Below are 17108 nucleotides of genomic sequence, written 5' to 3' on the forward strand. Positions count from 1 at the left end.
CTGTGTCCGACGGACACAATTACTTAGGAGGCGGAGATGAAGGTTCTGGTATCGGGTGCGAGTGTCGCGGGCCCGTCGGCGGCGCTCTGGCTGGGACGAGCCGGCCACGACGTGACCGTGGTCGAGATCGCGCCGGCGTTGCGGCAGGGCGGGTACGCCGTGGACTTCCGGGGCGAGGTGAACAAGGCGGTGCTCGGCCGGATGGGCGTGCTGGAGGACCTCCGGGCGCTCCAGACCGGTGGCACCGCGATGCGGTTCGTGGACGAGTCCGGGCGACGGCTGATGCGGTTGCCCGCCGAGTTCGCGGGCGGTGAGCTCGAGGTCCTGCGGGCGGACTTGTCCCGGGTGTTGTACGAGCACAGTCGCGAGCGGGCGGCGTACCGGTTCGGTGACTCGATCGCAGGCATGCGTGAGCATGTGGGCGGGGTGGATGTTCGGTTCGAGAGCGGGCTGGAGGAGACGTACGACCTGGTCATCGGCGCGGACGGGATGCATTCGGTGGTACGCCGGCTGGCCTGGCCGGCGGAGCGGGTGACCGAGCGTCATCTCGGGTACTACGTCGCCGGCTGGGAGGTGCCGAACACGATGGGCATCAGCGGGGACGGGCTGCACTACAACGTGCCGGGGAGGCTGGCGAGTGTCGGTGCGGACCGGCGCGACCCGGCGCTGGCGCAGACGCTGTTCGTGTTCAGGTCACCGGAACTGCGGTACAACCGGCGCGACCAGGACGAGCAGAAGGCCATCGTGCGTGAGCATTTCGCGGACCTCGGCTGGCACGTGCCGGCGTTGCTCGATGGGTTGCCGGCGGCAACTGAGTTGTACTTCGACTCGATCAGCCGGGTGCATGTGGATCGCTGGTCGAACGGCCGGCTCGTCCTGCTCGGCGACGCCGGGTACGGCGCGACCTTCGGGGCGCTCGGCACGGGTACGGCGGTCGTGGGGGCATACGTCCTGGCGGGAGAGCTGGCGCAGGCGGGCGGCGACTACCAGGCCGCGTTCGAGCGCTACGAGGCACGGCTGCGCAAGGCGGTCTCGACCACGCAGGACGGCAGCCAGGCCGGCCGGTTCCTCGCGCCGGCCACCAGCCTCGGCATCACGGCGCGGAACCGAATCCTGGACAACCGGTTCTTCCTCAACCAGATGCTCAAGATGGCCCAGAAGATGAGCAACCTGATCGAGCTGCCCGCCTATTCAATCGAACACAGCTCAGTGCAGCAGGGGGAGCTTGTGGAGGAATGACTCCCAGGGGTCCGGGAACCATCCCGGGACCCCGAGGACGGCGAGGTAGAGCCAGATCGCGACGATTACACAGAGGAAGAGGGCGAGCGTACCGAGTGCCTTCAGCCAGGCGGGCTGCTTGCCGGTCCAGGCAGTGAGTGCCTTCACCAGGTCACGGACCCGGTAGAGCAGGCGCTGCGCCCACTCGAACTCGCTGGAGAGTACGGCGAGGCCGGCGATGAACAACGGGATGCCGCCCGGTCCGGGCAGCCAGCCGGTCAGTGGCGCGGCGATGATCAGCAACCCACCGACCACCCCGACGCCGATGCGGTAGAACAGGAGCTTCCTCGGATTCGCCCGGATCCGCCGCCGCCACTCCCACCGGTCGTCCTGAGCGTCCAGCGTGATGTTGTGATCAGTGCGGTCGGGACTGTTCTGCTCGGCCACGATGCAAGCCTACGCGCTGGGCGGCTTCCCGAACTCCCAATGCCACGGCTCTTCGCGGCTGCCGCCCTGATCGGCCCACTGGGGGTGGACCCAGCCGAAGGCGGGCGCGTGGGCCTTCATCCACTGGTACTCCGCGGTGCCGTACTTCTCGATGCCGCCGCAGAGATCGACCGCGACCCCCCAGCCGTGGTTCGACGTGCCCGGGAGCGCGGCCAGTGACGGCTTGCGCGCGTACAGGTCGACCTGGGAGGCGTAGGAGCGGTACGAGTCGGTGATGCAGAGCCTGCTGCCGAAGTGGGCGCGGTAGGCGGTGGCCAGTTGCTGGTACGCCGCCGCCGCGTCGCAGCGGAGCATGTGGCCGGACGCGATCCCGCACAGCTTGCTCGCCGGGATCATGCCGTTGCTGTAGCCACCCCAGCCCATGCTCGCGGAGCCGGTGGCCAGGAACGGCATCGGGTTGACCGGCTCGCCGCCGAGGTGGACCTCGAAGTGCAGGTGCGGGCCGGTCGAGTTGCCTTCGGTGCCGACGGCGCCGATCCGTTGGCCGGCGGTCACCTGCTGCCCGTCGGCGACGTCGATCTTGCTGAGGTGGGCGTAGAGCGTCTCCAGGCCGTTGCCGTGGTCGATGCGCACAAGGTTCCCGGCCCAGGCCGGGTGCTCCACCCGGACGACACCGGCCGTCACCGCGCGCACCGGCGTACCGACGGCGGCCGGGAAGTCCTGGCCGGTGTGGAATCCGGTCGCCCACATCGGGCCGGCCTGACCGAACGGCGTACCGATGTCGAACGTCCCGTCGGCCAGCGGCCAGGTCCAGGCGCCCGAACCGATGTTGTAGGACGTCGCGGTGTTGCCGCAGCGGAAGTCGACGGCGTCCGAGGTCGCGGCGGGCGCGACCTGCGGCTTGACCGGAGCGCCGAGCGTCGGGCGCAGGGCGGCGTACAGGTTGTCCGGGACAGAGGTGACGACGACCGAACCCTTCGCCTCGTCGGCGGCGATCATCTCGCCGCTGTCGAGGGCGACGCCGATGTGGACGAGTCCGAGCGATTTGCTGCCCATCACGAGCAGGTCGCCGGGCTCGATCTGGGTCGTGGGCACGGCCTGGTAGTCCGGATAGACCTTGCCGACCAGGTTGGGGAGCGTCGTGTAGGGCTGCCATGCGACCCGCGCCGCGCCGAGGCAGCCGTACTTGTCCGGGCCGGTCGCGGCCACGCCGTACGGCTTGCCGAGCAGGCTGAAGGCCTGGTTCACCGCGCGGATCGTCTCGGCGGACAGCACCCGGACGGTGCGGCCGGCGGCGGCCATGGTCGCGACGCCGGCGACGGGTGCACCCCGCCGGGTGAGCGGCTTCAGCCCGGCCGGGAGCTTCGCCGGGTTCTTCAGTACGGCGGCCGCCGGAGGAGTGACCTTCGCGGTCGACAGCTCGGTCAGGTAGGTCTGCCAGCGCGTGAGCGCCTGCTGATTGCGCGCGAGTTGCAGCTGCTTGGACAGCTCGGACGCCCCGTCGAGGTCGGCTGCCTGGCCTTCCATCGCCGACGCGGCAAAGGCAGCCTTCTGCTGGACCTGCAGGCTGAGCTCCTTCGCCTTGGCGGCGGCCTCGTTCGCGGCGGCCCGCTTGGTGGTGGCGGTCGCCGTGAGCCGGTCGGCCTCGTTCGCGGCGGCCATCGCGGTCCGGTACTGCGCGACCTGGGTGCTGCCGAGCTGGGTGATCGCGGTCTGCCGGTCGGCGATCTCCTGCAGGTTCTCCGCGATCGGGGCGAGCGACCACAGCATCGACTCGGTGCCCATCACGGTCGGGATCCCCATTTGATAGGCCTGCGCGGTCAGCAGACCGAGCTGGTGACGCTCGGTCTCTGCCTTGTTCTTGGAGACGGTCGCGCTGGCCTCCGCCTTCTTGGCGGTGGCCTCCGCGGTCTGCGCGGCCTTGAGCGCGTTCGTGTAGGCGATGGTCGCCTTGGCGAAGTCGGCCTGGACGGCGGCGGCCTCGGCCTGCAGCTCCTCGAGCGAGCGGTTCACGTCGGTGACGGAGGCCGGTGGTGGCGGCGTGGGGTCGTCCGCGTACGCCGGCAGTGCGACCACTGCCAGCACTGTGCCGAGTGCTGCGAACCACAGCCCTCGGCGGCTCCCCAGAACCATCGGGCCCCCATCGTTGTCTCGCCTCACGCACGCGGAGGGAGACGGCCCCCGCGTGGGCCCCAGCGTAGGCGGCGAACGGGCCTGACGGAACCCAGATGGACGGACTGTAATCGTAGTGCGTACGGGTCGGCCGACGTACGACGGACAAGACTGCCCGATCGGGCCATCGCAGTGACCCGGGTCACGGCCGCCGCAGGGCGTCGTACCAGTGGTCCGGAGGGCTGGTGCGACCCACTAAAGTTCACTGCATGGCCTCGCACTTTGACGTTGTTGTCCTCGGCGCGGGTCCGGGTGGGTACGTCGCGGCGATCCGCGCTGCCCAGCTCGGGCTCAAGACCGCCATCATCGAGAAGAAGTACTGGGGCGGTGTCTGCCTGAACGTGGGCTGTATCCCGTCCAAGGCGCTGCTGCGCAACGCCGAGCTGGCGCACATCTTCCAGAAGGAGGCGAAGACCTTCGGCATCAGCGGCGAGGTCAGCTTCGACTTCCCGACCGCGGTGCAGCGCAGCCGGAAGGTGGCCGACGGCCGGGTCAAGGGCGTCCACTTCCTGATGAAGAAGAACAACATCACCGAGTTCGACGGCTGGGGCTCGTTCACCGACGCCAATACGCTCGACGTGACGCTGAACGACGGCTCCTCCGAGACCGTCACGTTCGACAACTGCATCCTGGCCACCGGCGCGACCACCAAGCTGCTGCCGGGCACGCAGCTGAGCGAGCGCGTCGTGACGTACGAGGAGCAGATCCTCACCGAGGAGCTGCCGGGCTCGATCGTGATCGCCGGCGCCGGCGCGATCGGCGTCGAGTTCGCCTACGTGCTGGCGAACTACGGCGTGAAGGTCACCATCGTCGAGTTCCTGGACCGGGTGGTGCCGCTGGAGGACATCGAGGTCTCCAAGGAGCTCGCCAAGGCGTACAAGAAGCTCGGTGTCGACATGCTGACCGGCACCCGGGTGGACTCGATCGACGACTCCGGCGACAAGGTGAAGGTCACTGTGACCGGCAAGGACGGCGCCCAGCAGACGCTGGAGGCCGACAAGGTCCTGCAGGCGATCGGCTTCCAGCCGCGCGTCGACGGCTACGGCCTGGACAAGATCGGCGTCCAGCTGACCGAGCGCGGCGCGATCGGCATCGACGGCTTCTGCCGGACCAACGTGCCGAACATCTTCGCCATCGGCGACGTGACCGCGAAGCTGATGCTCGCGCACGCGGCCGAGGCGATGGGAGTGATCGCGGCCGAGACCATCGCCGGGCACGAGACGATGGAGCTCGACTACAAGATGATCCCGCGGGCGACCTTCTGCCAGCCGCAGATCGCCAGCTTCGGGTGGACCGAGGAAGAGGCCCGGCTGGAGGGCTTCGACGTCAAGATCGCGAAGTTCCCGTTCACCGCGAACGGCAAGGCGCACGGCCTCGGCGACCCGACCGGTTTCGTCAAGGTGATCAGCGACGCCAAGTACGGCGAACTCCTCGGTGCGCACCTGATCGGCCCGGAGGTCACCGAGCTGCTGCCCGAGCTGACCCTGGCGCAGAAGTGGGACCTGACCACCAAGGAACTGGCCCGCAACGTGCACGCCCACCCGACCCTGAGCGAGGCACTCCAAGAGGCCTTCCACGGCCTCGAAGGCCACATGATCAACTTCTGATCGCTGTCGCAGCGAGGCCCCGGACCACGTGGTCCGGGGCCTTCGTCGTTCGGGACCGAGGTCCCGGGGATCCGGGACTTTCGGCCGCAGTGGCGGGGCGGTGTCAGGTGATGAGCTTTGGTCGCAGGATTTCTCGCTGAAGGCAGGCCGGATGACATCGTGCGACCAGTACGAACCAGATACCACTCACGAGCTGCACGCGGATGTGGAGACCTACCACCAGGGCGGCATGTGGTACACGCGGCGTTGTGACAGCACGGAGCCGTTCGCCTCCGGGGCGAGCCGGCTGCGGCTGATCGCGATCGGCGTCGAGGTCGCCCGCTGGAACGGGCTGCGGCACCTGATCCGCGACACCGACGGGACGATCGCGGAGGTCAACACCTACCTCACCGGGCCCTATCCGGCCCGGTCACCGATCAAGCACCAACGCATCCGGACGTGAGCGCGGCGGTTCAGCGGTCGGTGATGTCGCCCAGGACGGGCTTGACGTCGACGATGGGGGTGCCGTCGAGAGCTTCGAGGTTGTTCACCTGAATCCGCGGGCCGTCGGTGGCGAGGACCGTGACGCGATGCAGGCCGAGGGGATTCGGCCGGTCGGGGGAGCGGGTGCTGAAGACGCCGGTGGGCGGTCGGGTCCGGTCGCCGCGCGGATGCACCGTGAGTATGTCGCGATCGGCGCGGTCGAACCAGGTGATGAGGATGATCTCGTCACCGGCCGCTATCTCGGCGAGTGCCGCCCGGACCGACTCGTCGAAGACCACCCATGCGTCGGGCGCACCCTCGTCGCCTTGGCGTGGCGCGTCGGCTCGCGCGATCAGAGGGGACTCGACGCGGCCGATGACCCGGAGAGTGAGGTCGGTCATCGCGCCGGGTAGCGGTAGAGGGTCTGCAGGGGCTCGCCGTCCACGTGGATATGTAGTGCGAAGCCGGGATGGGCCGTGGGGTCCACCAACGTGCCTGCAGGGGTAGCGGGCTCGAAGGGGAGCGGGACCGTGGACCGGATGCCAGGGGCGACGCGGAGCGGGATGCCGGCGAAGGTCGCGGCGATGGCGTTGTGGACGTGGCCGGCGAACAGGGCGGTGACCGGTTTGCCTTCGAGGACGGCCGCGAACGGCTCACGCGTCTGGAGCATCCACTGATCCATCGTCGGGTGATGGAGGTTGAACGGCGGCTGGTGGAAGGCGACGAACAACGGTCCGTCGAACGGTTCCCGCAGTACGCCGTCGAGCCAGGCCAGCGAATCCGCCGGCAGCAGTCCGTGGTTCTCACCCGGGACTGTCGTGTCGAGCAGGACGAACCGCGCCGCACCGACATCGCGGACCTGATGGACCGGATGGCCTTCGCCGGGGGAGTCGACGAGCGACGAGAGCGCCGCTCGCAGCGGGGAGCTCACATCGTGGTTGCCGGGCAGCACGAGCACCGGCAGGTCCAGCTTGAGCTCCGCGGCCAGCTCGGCGTACTCCGCCTCCAGCCCGTGATCGGCGAGATCGCCGGTGACAAGGATGACGTCCACCGGCCGCCGGAAGTCCTTCAGGTACGCCGTGATCCGCCGCAAGCGGTCACGCGCCTCGTCCGAGCCGTCGAGATGCGGGTCACTCAGATGCGCGATCACGTACATGCCTGCACCTTAACCGCAGAAGCCGGCCGGCAGATCTCCACACGGAACGAGACCACTGCGCTCGAGCACCGGCCGGGCCTGGGTCGAGCGGAGGTAGTCCAGGAAGGCCGCGGTCAGCGACCCCGCGACCCGGGTCAGCAGCTCCTCCGTCGTACCGACCTCGCAGCGGTGGTACGTCGCCACCGGGTCGTCGTCCTGGCGGCAGTCGTCGGACGAGATGCCCAGCTCCTGATCACCGCCGAGGACCTTCTCCCGGAACACCCGCCGCGAACCGGAGTCCGGGCCGACCCGGCTCACCATCCGGATCGGCAGGTCCCGGCCGCCGACCTGCTTCCAGTTCGTCAGCTTCCCGCTGTAGATCTCGCGGAGCTGACTCGTGGTCAGCGCGCTCACGTCGGCCGAGCGGTTGATCACCACGGCGAAGACGACCACCGCCATCGGCTCGCCGCGAAGGTCGGGGGAGTCCTCGGCAGGTCCGTCCGACATCGCGATCAGCTTGCCCGCCGCGCCCGCGTCCTTCGCGCCCGTCTCGTCCAGGGTCCGGACGCCGCTGCGGCTGCCGTTCGCCGCGATGGTGATGTCGGCACGCGTGCAGTCGGCCGCGTAGGCGGTCCGCAGTTCGCGCATGGTCGGCTCCACCGCCGTCGAGCCGATCACCCGCAACTGGCCCGACACGCAGGTGTCCGGCGGCTGCAGCACGTCGACCAGGAAGAACGCGACCAGCGCACCGACCAGGACCAGCGACAACGCCCCGAACATCAACGTACGGCGACCCGGACCGCGCGGCCGCGGTTCGTGATAGACCCCGCCGCCGGTCGATCCACCGGCCAGATAGCCGGAGTGGCTGACTCCCTTGCCCGTCCCGGACAGCACGAGCAGGAACTTGAAGTGGTCGCCGCGGTTGATCGCGATCCGGGGCAGCACCAGCTTGCTGGTGTCGACGTAGTTGGCCGGGACCATCCGCCGCTGGAGCATCTCGCCCAGCGACTTCGGTTGCGCCTCGGTGACCCGCAGGCCGACGATCTTGCGGTCCGGGAACGCGAACGAGACCTTCTCGTGCATGTCGTGCGGATCGATGTCCATCCCGCCGGCGTTGTCCAGCCGGAGCAGCACGATGCTCGGGTCCTGCACCACCGCGCCCTGGTGCCGCACCTCGACGTCGACCATCCGCTGGGTCTTGTCCTCGCCCGGGAAGACCCCGATCTGCGCGTCGACCTGGCCCCGGTAGACGAGCCGCTTGCGGCGCAGGATGTACCGGTCGACGAGCCAGGCGGCAGCCGTGCTGACCAGGGCGATGGCGGCGATGACGGTTTCGAGGTTGATGGTGCCGAAACCCGAGAAATCGAACAACGTGTCGGTCCCCACTTCTACGAGCCCCGAACGTACTGTCCCGCGGTGAACGGATGCTTACCGACCGATGACACGCAGGCTCGAGACTTGGCCGGTCCGCGCCGGTCTGCGAGATTGGGCGGCATGGCTGAGAACGTGGATGTGGTCGTGGTCGGAGTCGGCGTCGGCGGCGAGGAGACGACCGGCCGGCTGGCGCAGGCGGGGCTGCGGGTGGTGGGGATCGAGTCCCGCCTGGTCGGCGGTGAATGCCCGTACTACGGCTGCATCCCGAGCAAGATGATGATCCGGGCCGCGAACCTGATCGCCGAGACCCGCCGCGTCGACGGCATGGCCGGTACGGCGACCGTCGAGCCGGACTGGGCTCCGGTGGCCAAGCGCATCCGCGAGGAGGCCACCGACACCTGGAACGACCAGGTCGCGGTGGACCGGCTGGTGAACAAGGGCGCCACCGTCATCAAGGACCGCGCCACGATCACCGGACCCAGCACGGTCCGGGCCGGGGACCGCGAGTACGAGGTGTCCCGCGGGATCGTGATCGCGACCGGCACGCTCCCGGCGGTCCCGCCGATCGACGGTCTCGCGGGGACGCCGTACTGGACGAACCGGGAGGCGATCGAGGCGGAGACGCTACCGGCCACGATCCTGGTGCTCGGCGGCGGAGCGATCGGGATGGAGTTGGCCCAGGTGTTCGCCCGGTTCGGTGTGCGGGTGACCGTGATCGAGGGCGCGGCCGACGTGTTGTCGATGGAGGAGCCGGAGTCCGGCGTACTGGCCCGGGAGGCGCTGGAGCGCGACGGCGTCACCTTCCGGACCGGGGTGCACGCCAAGCAGGTCGGGTACGCCGGTGACACGTTCACCGTCACGCTCGACGACGGATCCTCGGTCAGTGGCGAGAAGTTGCTGGTAGCAACGGGCCGGCGGATCGCCACCGACGACCTCGGCCTGGACAAGCTCGGGCTCGACCCGAAGGCGCGCCGGATCGAGGTGGACGAGCACGTCCGGGCCGGCGACAAGGTCTGGGCGATCGGCGATGTCACCGGGGTCGGCGTGTTCACCCACAACGCGATGTACCAGGCCGACATCGCGGTCCGCGACATCCTGCAGGAGCCGGACGCGCCGACCGCGAGCTACCACGCGATGCCGCGGGTGACGTTCACCGATCCCGAGATCGGTGCGGTCGGGATGACCGAGAAGCAGGCGCGCGACGCCGGGCTGAACGTGCGGACCGGGTCGACCCCGATCCCGGCCTCGACCCGCGGCTGGATCCACAAGGCCGGCAACGAGGGCTTCATCAAGGTGGTCGCGGACGCCGATCGCGGTGTCCTGGTCGGTGCGACGAGTGCCGGCCCGACCGGCGGCGAGGTGCTCAGCGCTCTCGCGCTTGCAGTGCACGCGGCCGTTCCCGTTCACACTCTGCGACAGATGATCTACGCATACCCAACCTTCCACCGGGCGATCGGGGAGGCCCTGAAGCCGTTGTGAGACGGCTTCTTGCGAATGCGTCGCAACTAGTTCAAGAATGTGGCCGTGCATGTTCCTGACGGCTTCTTCGACGCGCCGACCTCCGTCGCCACCGGGCTGATCGCGGCCGGCGCGGTCGGGTTCAGCCTGCGGCGGGCGAATCGGGAGATCCGCGAGACCGGTCCGGCGCTGGCCGGGCTGACCGCCGCCTTCGTGTTCGCGGTGCAGATGGTGAACTTCCCGGTCGGCGCGGGGACCAGCGGACACCTGCTCGGTGGTGCCCTGGCCGCCGCGCTGGTCGGCCCGTGGACCGCCGTACTCGTGATGTCGACGGTGCTCCTGGTCCAGGGGCTGTTGTTCGCGGACGGTGGACTGACCGCTCTCGGGACGAACATCACGCTGATGGGGCTGATCACGGTGCTCGTCGGGTACATCCTGATCCGGGTGGTGCTGCGGGTTCTGCCGCGGCGGGCCGGCAGCGTCGTACCGGCGGCGACGCTCGGGGCGCTGGTGTCGGTGCCGGTCGCGGCGCTGGCGTTCACCGGGCTGTACGCGATCGGCGGCGCGGTCGACATCCCGATCGGCAAGCTCGCGACCGCGATGGTCGGCTGGCACATCCTGGTCGGGATCGGCGAGGCGGTCATCACCGCCGCCGTACTGAGCGCGGTCGTGGCGACCCGGCCGGATCTCGTGTACGCCGCCCGCCACCTGCATCAGGACCTGATCCTGGTCGATGCCGACGGCAACACGTCCACGGTGTCGCCGGACAGGCCGATCGCGGCCAAGCCGGCCGGTCGGTCGCTCGGCGTCGGGATCGCGCTCACGCTGATGGTGGCCGGTGGGCTGAGCCTGTTCGCGAGCGCGCATCCGGACGGGCTCGAGTTCGTCGGCGCCAAGCTCGGCTTCGAGAGCGCGGCCAAGGGCTCGGCGGTCGCGAGTAGTCCGCTGGCCGACTACGGCGTCAGCGGGATCGGCAACTCCCAGGTCTCCGGTGCGCTCGCCGGCATCATCGGCGTACTGGTCACGATCGTGGTCGGCCTGGCGATCGCCAAGCTGGCGTCGCTGCGTGCCGGCAAAGCGTCGTGAGCGGAGACGGTCTTCTCGTCGCGGTGGACAGCCGGATCCACCGGATCCCGGCGCAGGTGAAACTGGTCGCCCTGTTCGTCTTCGTGCTCGCCGTCGTCTCCACCCCGGCGGCCGCCTTCTGGGCCTTCGGCGCGTACGCCGTGATGCTCGTGGCCGCCGTGGTCGTCGCGAAGCTGCCGGCCACGGTCGTGTCACGGCGGCTGGCCGTGGAGACGCCGTTCATCGTGTTCGCGTTGCTGCTGCCCTTCGTGGCGACCGGGCCGACCGTCGCGGTGCTGGGTGTGGAGTTGTCGGAGTCCGGCGTACTCGGGGCGTGGAACGTGCTGGCCAAGGGCACGCTCGGGGTGGTCGCGGCGATTCTGCTGTCGGCGACCACTGGACCGCGTGACGTGCTGGCGGGCCTCGAGCGGCTGCGGCTGCCGTCGACGCTGGTCGCGATTCTGTCTTTCATGGTCCGGTACCTGAGCGTGGTGTCGGACGACCTGCACCGGATGCGGATCGCGCGGGAGTCGCGCGGCTATGCCGGCGGGCGGGTTGGTCATCTGAGGGCGGTCGCCGGGGGAGTGGGGGCATTGTTCGTGCGCAGCTTCGAGCGAGGTGAGCGGGTGCACCTGGCCATGCGGTCACGCGGCTATACGGGCCGGATGCCGCTGCTGAGCGTCGCGGGTGCGACGCGTGAACAATGGCTGCAGGGGATGACGATGTCCCTGGCGGCCGTGCTGATCGCGGTCGCGGCCAGGGTGGTCGGCCTGTGAGCGGTCCCGCGATCCATGTCGAGCGTCTTGTCTTCGCCTATCCCGATGGCCGGCAGGCGTTGTTCGGTGTCGATTTCACGGTCCAGCGTGGCGAGCGGGTCGCGCTGCTCGGGCCGAACGGCGCCGGCAAGACAACGCTCGTCCTGCATCTGAACGGGATCCTCGGCTCGGTGGCTGGCGGCACCGGCAGCGGCCGGATCGAGATCGGCGGGACCGGTTTGCACCGCGAGCATCTGTCCGTGGTCCGCCGGAAGGTCGGGCTGGTGTTCCAGGACCCGGACGACCAGCTGTTCATGCCGACGGTGCGCGACGACGTGGCCTTCGGTCCGGCGAACCTCGGACTGCGCGGCTCCGAGCTGGACGATCGGGTGCACGAGGCGCTGGTGCAGGTCGGGATGCAGGACCACGCCGACCTGGCGCCGCATCACCTGTCGTTCGGTCAGCGGCGGCGGGTCGCGGTGGCGACGGTCCTGGCGATGCGGCCCGAGGTGCTCGTGCTCGACGAGCCGTCGAGCAACCTGGACCCGGCCGCGCGGCGGGAGCTCGCCGACATCCTGGCCGGCCTGGACGTGACGCTGCTGATGATCACGCACGACCTGCCGTACGCACTGCAGTTGTGTGAGCGGAGCCTGCTGATGGACGACGGCCGGATCGTTGCCGACGGCAAGACCCGCGATCTCCTCGGCGACGCCGACCTGATGAGCGCGCACCGCCTGGAGCTCCCGTACGGCTTCGACCCCCTCTCCGTCCCCGGCCCCGAACGCTGACGCCGCCGACCCTGCGCTCGTGCGGGGTCAGGGCGTGGCGTCGTGGGTTGCCTCGGGTTGTCCGGCGGCGGCCGGTGTGATGGTCGCGACGGCCGGCTCGGGGGCTGCTTCGAAGGCTGACCTGAGGCGACCGCGGGAGGCGGTCAGGTGGGCGTGCATCGCCCGGTCCGCGGCCTCGGTGTCGCGCTGCCGGATCGCGGTGACGATCAGGTCGTGCTCCTCGAGCGCCTCCTCGGTCACCCGGGAGTCACGCAGCAGCCGGAACAGTTGCAGGTGGCAGTGCAGCTTGGCGAAGATCTCGCCGAAGTAGCTGTTGCCAGTAGCTCCGATGATGGCCTGGTGGAACTCGGCGTCCTTGCGGGCGAAGGCGCCGTACGACATCGTGCCGGCCAGGTAGCGGGCGCGCAGGTCGGCGGCGATGCCGGCGATCTGCTCGACCTCGACCCGCTGGTGGCGGCCGGCCGCCAGGCCGGAGCAGTACGGCTCGATCAGGAACCGCGCCTCGAAGAGGTCCTCGAACCGCTCCGGCGTCAACTTGGGACTCGCGGAATATCCGATCAGATGCGTTTTGGTGACCAGATCTTCGGCCTCGAGCCGGTTCAGTGACTCCCGGACCGGGGTCTGGGAGACGCCGAGCTGCCGGCTGATCACATCGACCCGGATCCGCTCACCGGGCTGGATCACGCCGTCCAGCAGGAGCGTCTGCAGCTGCTCGTAGACCACATCGCTCATCCTGGTGCGTTCAGGACGCTCCGTAGCGCGCTCGCTCATATGCCTGCCCTGTCCGGTCGGAGCCTGGTCGGCCTTAGTTGTGAATTCGTATCCACAGACCATTGCAAATCATATCTGATCTGATCTAGCCTGCCAAAAATCGACAAAGTCCACCCCTGGGATGGTCGACGTGCACATAGACCTCGCAACAGCGCAGTCCCTGGCCGAACGTCTGCTCATCACCGCGGGTGTGCCCGGCCCGGCGGCCACTCAGCAGGCCGAGCTCCTCCTGATCGCCGAGGCGAAAGGGGTGCCGTCGCACGGCCTGCTCCGGCTGCCGCGGCTGCTCCGCAGACTGGCGAACGGTACGGCGAGCCCGACGAACACCGGCAAACACGAATGGCTCAGCCCGTGCTACCTGTCCGTCGACGGTGAGCAGGGCCTCGGCCCGGTGGTCGCGCTGCGTGCGCTGGAGGCCGTCGTTCCGGCGGCTCGACGGCACGGCGTCGCGGTCTGCTCGATCACGAACAACAACCACCTCGGCATGCTCGGCTTCTACGCCGGCCGGATCGCCGAGCGCGGTCTGGTCTGCCTCGGCATGACGACGAGCGAGGCGCTGGTCCATCCGTGGGGCGGCACCGAGGCGATCCTCGGGACCAATCCACTGGCGCTCGGCGTCCCCGCGCAGCCGCATCCGCTGGTGCTCGACATGGCGACGTCGCAGATCTCGATGGGAAAGGTGCATGACCACGCGCTCCGCGGCGTACCGCTCGAGCCCGGCTGGGCACTCGATGCCGACGGCAACGCGACGATCGATCCCGAGGCGGCCAAGTCCGGATCCATCGCGCCGTTCGGGGGACCGAAGGGCTACGGGCTCGGGCTGGGCCTGGGCGCGATGGTCACCTTCCTGACCGGCGCCGCCTACGGCACGGCGGTCGGCGGGACGTTGGACGACGACCGCCTCAGCAACAAGGGTGACCTGTTCATCCTGCTGAGCGGTGGCGCGTACTCCGCCTCGGAGTACCTCGATCAGGTCCGTGGCAGTCGGCGCGCCGACCCGGCGACGCCGGTCGCGGTTCCCGGCGACGGCGCCCGGGACCGCTATCGCACATCAGTGGCCGACGGCATCGATGTCGCCGACGACCTGTGGCGCGAGCTGACCGCTCCAGAGGCAGCCCGGCCCGAAGCAGTGCTGGCCGAATGACCCCGCCCCGACCAGACAAGGACCACTCACGATGACGATCACCACCCCCTCCTTCGGCGTGCAACGAGCTCCGCGAACCGTCGTCTTCGGCGCCGGCCAGCGCGCGCTGCTCGGCAGCCTGGCCGCGGAGTACGGGCGCAAGGCACTCGTCTGCACCGATCAGCGGCTGGCCGATTCGGCGGAGTTCACCGAGCTGATCGCGGATCTGAAGGATCACGGCCTCGAGGTGAGCGTGTGGTCGGACACCGCCGCCGAACTGCCGACCTCCGACATCGACGCCTGCTACGGCGCGATGAAGGATGCCGGGATCGAGGTGGTGATCGGGATCGGCGGCGGCAGCTGTCTCGACCTCGGCAAGGCACTGGCGCTGCTGCTCAGCCATGGCGGCCCGATCGATCGGTACTACGGGGAGAACGCCGTACCGGGACCCGTCCTGCCGATCGTCGCCGTTCCCACGACCGGCGGCACCGGGTCCGAGGTGACGCCGGTCTGCGTGCTCAGTGACAGCCGGCGCGAGCTGAAGGCCGGTATCTCCTCGCCCTACCTGATTCCCTCGGTCGCGATCTGCGACCCGGAGTTGACCTACAGCTGTCCGCCCGGATTGACCGCCAGCGCGGGCGCCGACGCGGTCTCGCATCTGGTCGAGTCGTTCACCGCGATCCAGCGGCCGTCGACGGCGGTCGGCGAAGGCCGGGTCTTCATCGGTAAGAACGTGATCAGCGACTCCTACGCGCGCTGGGGTCTCGGGCTGCTGGCCAAGGCTCTGCCCGAGGCCTTCGAGCATCCGGACGATCGGCAGGCACGCTCCGACGTGATGCTCGCCGCGAACGCCGGCGGCTATGCGCTCGGAGTCGCGGGAACGGCCGCCGCGCACGCCTTGCAGTATCCGCTCGGCGCCCTGACACACACCGCGCACGGTGTCGGAGTCGGCGTCCTTCTCCCGTACGTCATGCGTTACAACGCGCCGGCCCGGGTTCAGGAATTCGCCGAGATCGCGACCATCTTCGGCGTACCGGTGACCGGTGGCGGTGAGGCGCAGGCGCTGGCCGGCATCGAAGCCGTCGAGGGTCTGCTGGAGCGGATCGGCATCCCGTCCACGTTGAAGGAGCTCGGCCTCGCCGAGGACCAACTGTCGTACGTCGCGTCGATGGGGCTGAAGTCGGCCCGGCTGGTCGACAACAACCCCCGCCCGCTGGACGCCGACGCGCTGTACGAGATCGCTCGTGCCGCGTACGCCGGCGACCGTAGCCAACCGTTCTGACCAGGCATATGGAGCACACCCAGATGATCTCTCCGCACGATCTGTTCATCGATGGTCAGTGGCGGCCGGCCGCTGACGGCCGGCGGTTCCCGGTGCACGATCCGGCCGACGGCTCCGAACTGGCGCAGTTCGCAGCCGCCACCGAGGCGGACTGTCTGGCTGCGGTGGATGCCGCGGCGGACGCACTGGCCGGCTGGGCTGCGACCCCTCCCCGGCAACGATCGGAGATCCTCCGCGAGTGTTTCGACATCCTGACCGCCGAGCGCGAGCAGTTCGCCGAGATCATCGTCGCCGAGAACGGCAAGGCGTACGCCGACGCACTCGGCGAGGCCGCCTACGCAGCCGAGTTCTTCCGCTGGTTCGCCGAGGAGGCGGTCCGGATCGGCGGGGACTTCCGGCTCTCCCCGTCGGGCGACAAGACGATCGTGGTCCGGCGCGATCCGATCGGGGTCTCGATCCTGGTCACTCCGTGGAACTTCCCGGCGGCGATGGCGACCCGCAAGATCGCCCCCGCGCTGGCGGCCGGGTGCTCGGTGGTGTTGAAGCCCGCCAGCCAGACACCACTGACCGCCGCCTATGTCGTCGAGGTACTGCGTCGGGCCGGTGTGCCGGCGGGTGTCGTCAACTTGGTGACGCCGGTGCCGGCCGGTCCGGCGGTGAGCGCGATGCTGCACCACCCCGCCGTACGCAAGCTGTCCTTCACCGGCTCGACCGAGGTCGGGCGGGTGCTGCTGCGGGAGGCCGCCGATCAGGTGGTCAGCTCGTCGATGGAGCTCGGCGGCAACGCGCCGTTCGTCGTCCTGCCCGGTGCCGACCTGGACGCCGCGGTCGAGGGCGCGATGGTCGCGAAGCTGCGCAACGGCGGATCGGCCTGTACGGCGGCGAACCGGTTCTACGTGCACGACTCGCTCGTCGAGGAGTTCGCCGTCCGGATCACTGCGGCCATGAAGGGCGTCACGATGGGCCCGGGGGCCGATCGGTCGAACGAGCTCGGCGCCCTGGTGTCGCCGGAAGAGCGCGACAAGGTGGCCCGGCTCGTCGACCAGGCCGTGGCGGACGGCGCCACGCTGACGCTGGGCGGCGAGATCCCGGAGGTCGGCGCCTTCTACCCGCCGACGGTGCTCACCGATGTCCGGCACGGCAGCGAGATCAACCAGATCGAGATCTTCGGACCCGTCACCGCGATCGTCTCCTTCAGCGACGTCGACGAGGCGATCGCGATGGCCAACGACACCATCTACGGCCTGATCGCCTACGTGTACGGCGATCCCGCGCAGGCGCTCGCGGTCGCGCAGAAGATCGACGCCGGCATGGTCGCGGTCAACCGCGGCGTGCTCAGCGACCCGGCGGCGCCGTTCGGCGGGACGAAGCAGTCCGGACTCGGCCGCGAAGGCAGCTCCGAAGGCATCCTCGAATTCCTCGAGGAGAAGTACATCGGGATCGAGGTGTGA

The 17108-nt window shown here is 69.5% G+C and carries 16 protein-coding genes; 10 read left to right on the forward strand and 6 right to left on the reverse strand.

Annotated features, from left to right (window positions below; all coding sequences use genetic code 11):
* Positions 1-36 precede the first annotated feature (36 nt).
* Entirely contained in the window at positions 37-1239 is a 1203-nt protein-coding gene (locus OG876_RS33825) for an FAD-dependent monooxygenase (protein ID WP_328520749.1), read from the forward strand.
* On the opposite strand, the gene OG876_RS33830 is transcribed toward OG876_RS33825, so the two are convergent.
* Both OG876_RS33830 and OG876_RS33835 read right to left on the reverse strand, forming a co-directional pair.
* Positions 1207-1665, reverse strand: a complete 459-nt coding sequence (locus OG876_RS33830) for a PGPGW domain-containing protein (RefSeq protein WP_328520750.1) — start codon at positions 1663-1665, stop codon at positions 1207-1209. The two genes, OG876_RS33825 and OG876_RS33830, sit on opposite strands and share 33 nt — an antisense overlap.
* 9 nt (positions 1666-1674) lie before the next feature.
* Complete coding sequence (locus OG876_RS33835; protein WP_328520751.1) at positions 1675-3798, reverse strand: peptidoglycan DD-metalloendopeptidase family protein; 2124 nt, start codon at positions 3796-3798, stop codon at positions 1675-1677.
* A 248-nt stretch (positions 3799-4046) separates the two neighbouring features.
* On the opposite strand from OG876_RS33835, the gene lpdA reads away from it, so the two are divergent.
* Together lpdA and OG876_RS33845 are read left to right on the forward strand one after the other, a co-directional pair.
* Positions 4047-5444 carry a dihydrolipoyl dehydrogenase gene (gene lpdA / locus OG876_RS33840; protein ID WP_328520752.1) on the forward strand — a complete coding sequence of 466 codons (1398 nt, stop codon included), beginning with the start codon at positions 4047-4049 and terminating at the stop codon, positions 5442-5444.
* Between the two features lie 151 nt (positions 5445-5595).
* A complete protein-coding gene (locus OG876_RS33845) occupies positions 5596-5886 on the forward strand; it encodes a hypothetical protein (protein WP_328520753.1) in 291 nt (96 codons plus the stop codon).
* A 10-nt stretch (positions 5887-5896) separates the two neighbouring features.
* Here the strand turns inward: OG876_RS33845 and tsaA are convergent, their stop codons facing one another.
* Genes tsaA through OG876_RS33860 form a run of 3 tightly spaced genes read right to left on the reverse strand, consistent with a single transcriptional unit; the run spans position 5897 to position 8412 of the window.
* On the reverse strand, positions 5897-6307 hold the full coding sequence (tsaA, locus tag OG876_RS33850) for a tRNA (N6-threonylcarbamoyladenosine(37)-N6)-methyltransferase TrmO (protein WP_328520754.1): 411 nt from the start codon (positions 6305-6307) through the stop codon (positions 5897-5899).
* Positions 6304-7062 carry a metallophosphoesterase gene (locus OG876_RS33855; RefSeq protein ID WP_328520755.1) on the reverse strand — a complete coding sequence of 253 codons (759 nt, stop codon included), beginning with the start codon at positions 7060-7062 and terminating at the stop codon, positions 6304-6306. The genes tsaA and OG876_RS33855 overlap by 4 nt, the downstream gene beginning before the upstream one ends.
* Before the next feature lie 9 nt (positions 7063-7071).
* Positions 7072-8412 carry a PstS family phosphate ABC transporter substrate-binding protein gene (locus OG876_RS33860; RefSeq protein WP_328520756.1) on the reverse strand — a complete coding sequence of 447 codons (1341 nt, stop codon included), beginning with the start codon at positions 8410-8412 and terminating at the stop codon, positions 7072-7074.
* Positions 8413-8535: 123 nt separating this feature from the next.
* On the opposite strand from OG876_RS33860, the gene OG876_RS33865 reads away from it, so the two are divergent.
* The 4 genes from OG876_RS33865 to OG876_RS33880 are packed head-to-tail and all read left to right on the forward strand — an operon-like array spanning position 8536 to position 12481.
* Positions 8536-9894: a dihydrolipoyl dehydrogenase family protein gene (locus tag OG876_RS33865; RefSeq protein WP_328520757.1), complete on the forward strand. Its 1359-nt coding sequence runs from the start codon at positions 8536-8538 to the stop codon at positions 9892-9894.
* Between the two features lie 45 nt (positions 9895-9939).
* On the forward strand, positions 9940-10959 hold the full coding sequence (locus OG876_RS33870) for an energy-coupling factor ABC transporter permease (protein ID WP_328520758.1): 1020 nt from the start codon (positions 9940-9942) through the stop codon (positions 10957-10959).
* Positions 10956-11714, forward strand: coding sequence for a cobalt ECF transporter T component CbiQ (gene cbiQ / locus OG876_RS33875; RefSeq protein ID WP_328520759.1), 759 nt, complete (start codon positions 10956-10958; stop codon positions 11712-11714). The genes OG876_RS33870 and cbiQ overlap by 4 nt, the downstream gene beginning before the upstream one ends.
* On the forward strand, positions 11711-12481 hold the full coding sequence (locus OG876_RS33880) for an energy-coupling factor ABC transporter ATP-binding protein (protein ID WP_328520760.1): 771 nt from the start codon (positions 11711-11713) through the stop codon (positions 12479-12481). Before cbiQ ends, OG876_RS33880 begins: the two co-directional genes overlap by 4 nt.
* Positions 12482-12508: 27 nt before the next feature.
* Here the strand turns inward: OG876_RS33880 and OG876_RS33885 are convergent, their stop codons facing one another.
* The gene (locus OG876_RS33885; protein WP_328520761.1) at positions 12509-13213 is read right to left on the reverse strand and encodes a GntR family transcriptional regulator; all 705 of its coding nucleotides are present in this window, start codon (positions 13211-13213) and stop codon (positions 12509-12511) included.
* Positions 13214-13382: 169 nt separating this feature from the next.
* Here OG876_RS33885 and OG876_RS33890 point away from each other — a divergent pair, with 169 nt between their 5' ends.
* The 3 genes from OG876_RS33890 to OG876_RS33900 are packed head-to-tail and all read left to right on the forward strand — an operon-like array spanning position 13383 to position 17108.
* The gene (locus tag OG876_RS33890) at positions 13383-14396 is read left to right on the forward strand and encodes an Ldh family oxidoreductase (RefSeq protein WP_328520762.1); all 1014 of its coding nucleotides are present in this window, start codon (positions 13383-13385) and stop codon (positions 14394-14396) included.
* 31 nt (positions 14397-14427) lie between these two features.
* Complete coding sequence (locus OG876_RS33895) at positions 14428-15657, forward strand: iron-containing alcohol dehydrogenase (protein ID WP_328520763.1); 1230 nt, start codon at positions 14428-14430, stop codon at positions 15655-15657.
* A 23-nt stretch (positions 15658-15680) separates the two neighbouring features.
* The gene (locus tag OG876_RS33900) at positions 15681-17108 is read left to right on the forward strand and encodes an NAD-dependent succinate-semialdehyde dehydrogenase (protein WP_328520764.1); all 1428 of its coding nucleotides are present in this window, start codon (positions 15681-15683) and stop codon (positions 17106-17108) included.

Source organism: Kribbella sp. NBC_00359 (assembly GCF_036097425.1).
Classification (GTDB): Bacteria; Actinomycetota; Actinomycetes; order Propionibacteriales; family Kribbellaceae; genus Kribbella.

Coding starts and splice junctions, on each gene's coding strand:
- OG876_RS33825 (WP_328520749.1), top strand. CDS start 37: ATGAAGGTTCTGGTATCGGGTGCGAGTGTCGCGGGCCCGTCGGCGGCG.
- OG876_RS33835 (WP_328520751.1), bottom strand. CDS start 3,798: ATGGTTCTGGGGAGCCGCCGAGGGCTGTGGTTCGCAGCACTCGGCACA.
- lpdA (WP_328520752.1), top strand. CDS start 4,047: ATGGCCTCGCACTTTGACGTTGTTGTCCTCGGCGCGGGTCCGGGTGGG.
- OG876_RS33845 (WP_328520753.1), top strand. CDS start 5,596: ATGACATCGTGCGACCAGTACGAACCAGATACCACTCACGAGCTGCAC.
- tsaA (WP_328520754.1), bottom strand. CDS start 6,307: ATGACCGACCTCACTCTCCGGGTCATCGGCCGCGTCGAGTCCCCTCTG.
- OG876_RS33855 (WP_328520755.1), bottom strand. CDS start 7,062: ATGTACGTGATCGCGCATCTGAGTGACCCGCATCTCGACGGCTCGGAC.
- OG876_RS33865 (WP_328520757.1), top strand. CDS start 8,536: ATGGCTGAGAACGTGGATGTGGTCGTGGTCGGAGTCGGCGTCGGCGGC.
- OG876_RS33885 (WP_328520761.1), bottom strand. CDS start 13,213: ATGAGCGATGTGGTCTACGAGCAGCTGCAGACGCTCCTGCTGGACGGC.
- OG876_RS33895 (WP_328520763.1), top strand. CDS start 14,428: ATGACGATCACCACCCCCTCCTTCGGCGTGCAACGAGCTCCGCGAACC.
- OG876_RS33900 (WP_328520764.1), top strand. CDS start 15,681: ATGATCTCTCCGCACGATCTGTTCATCGATGGTCAGTGGCGGCCGGCC.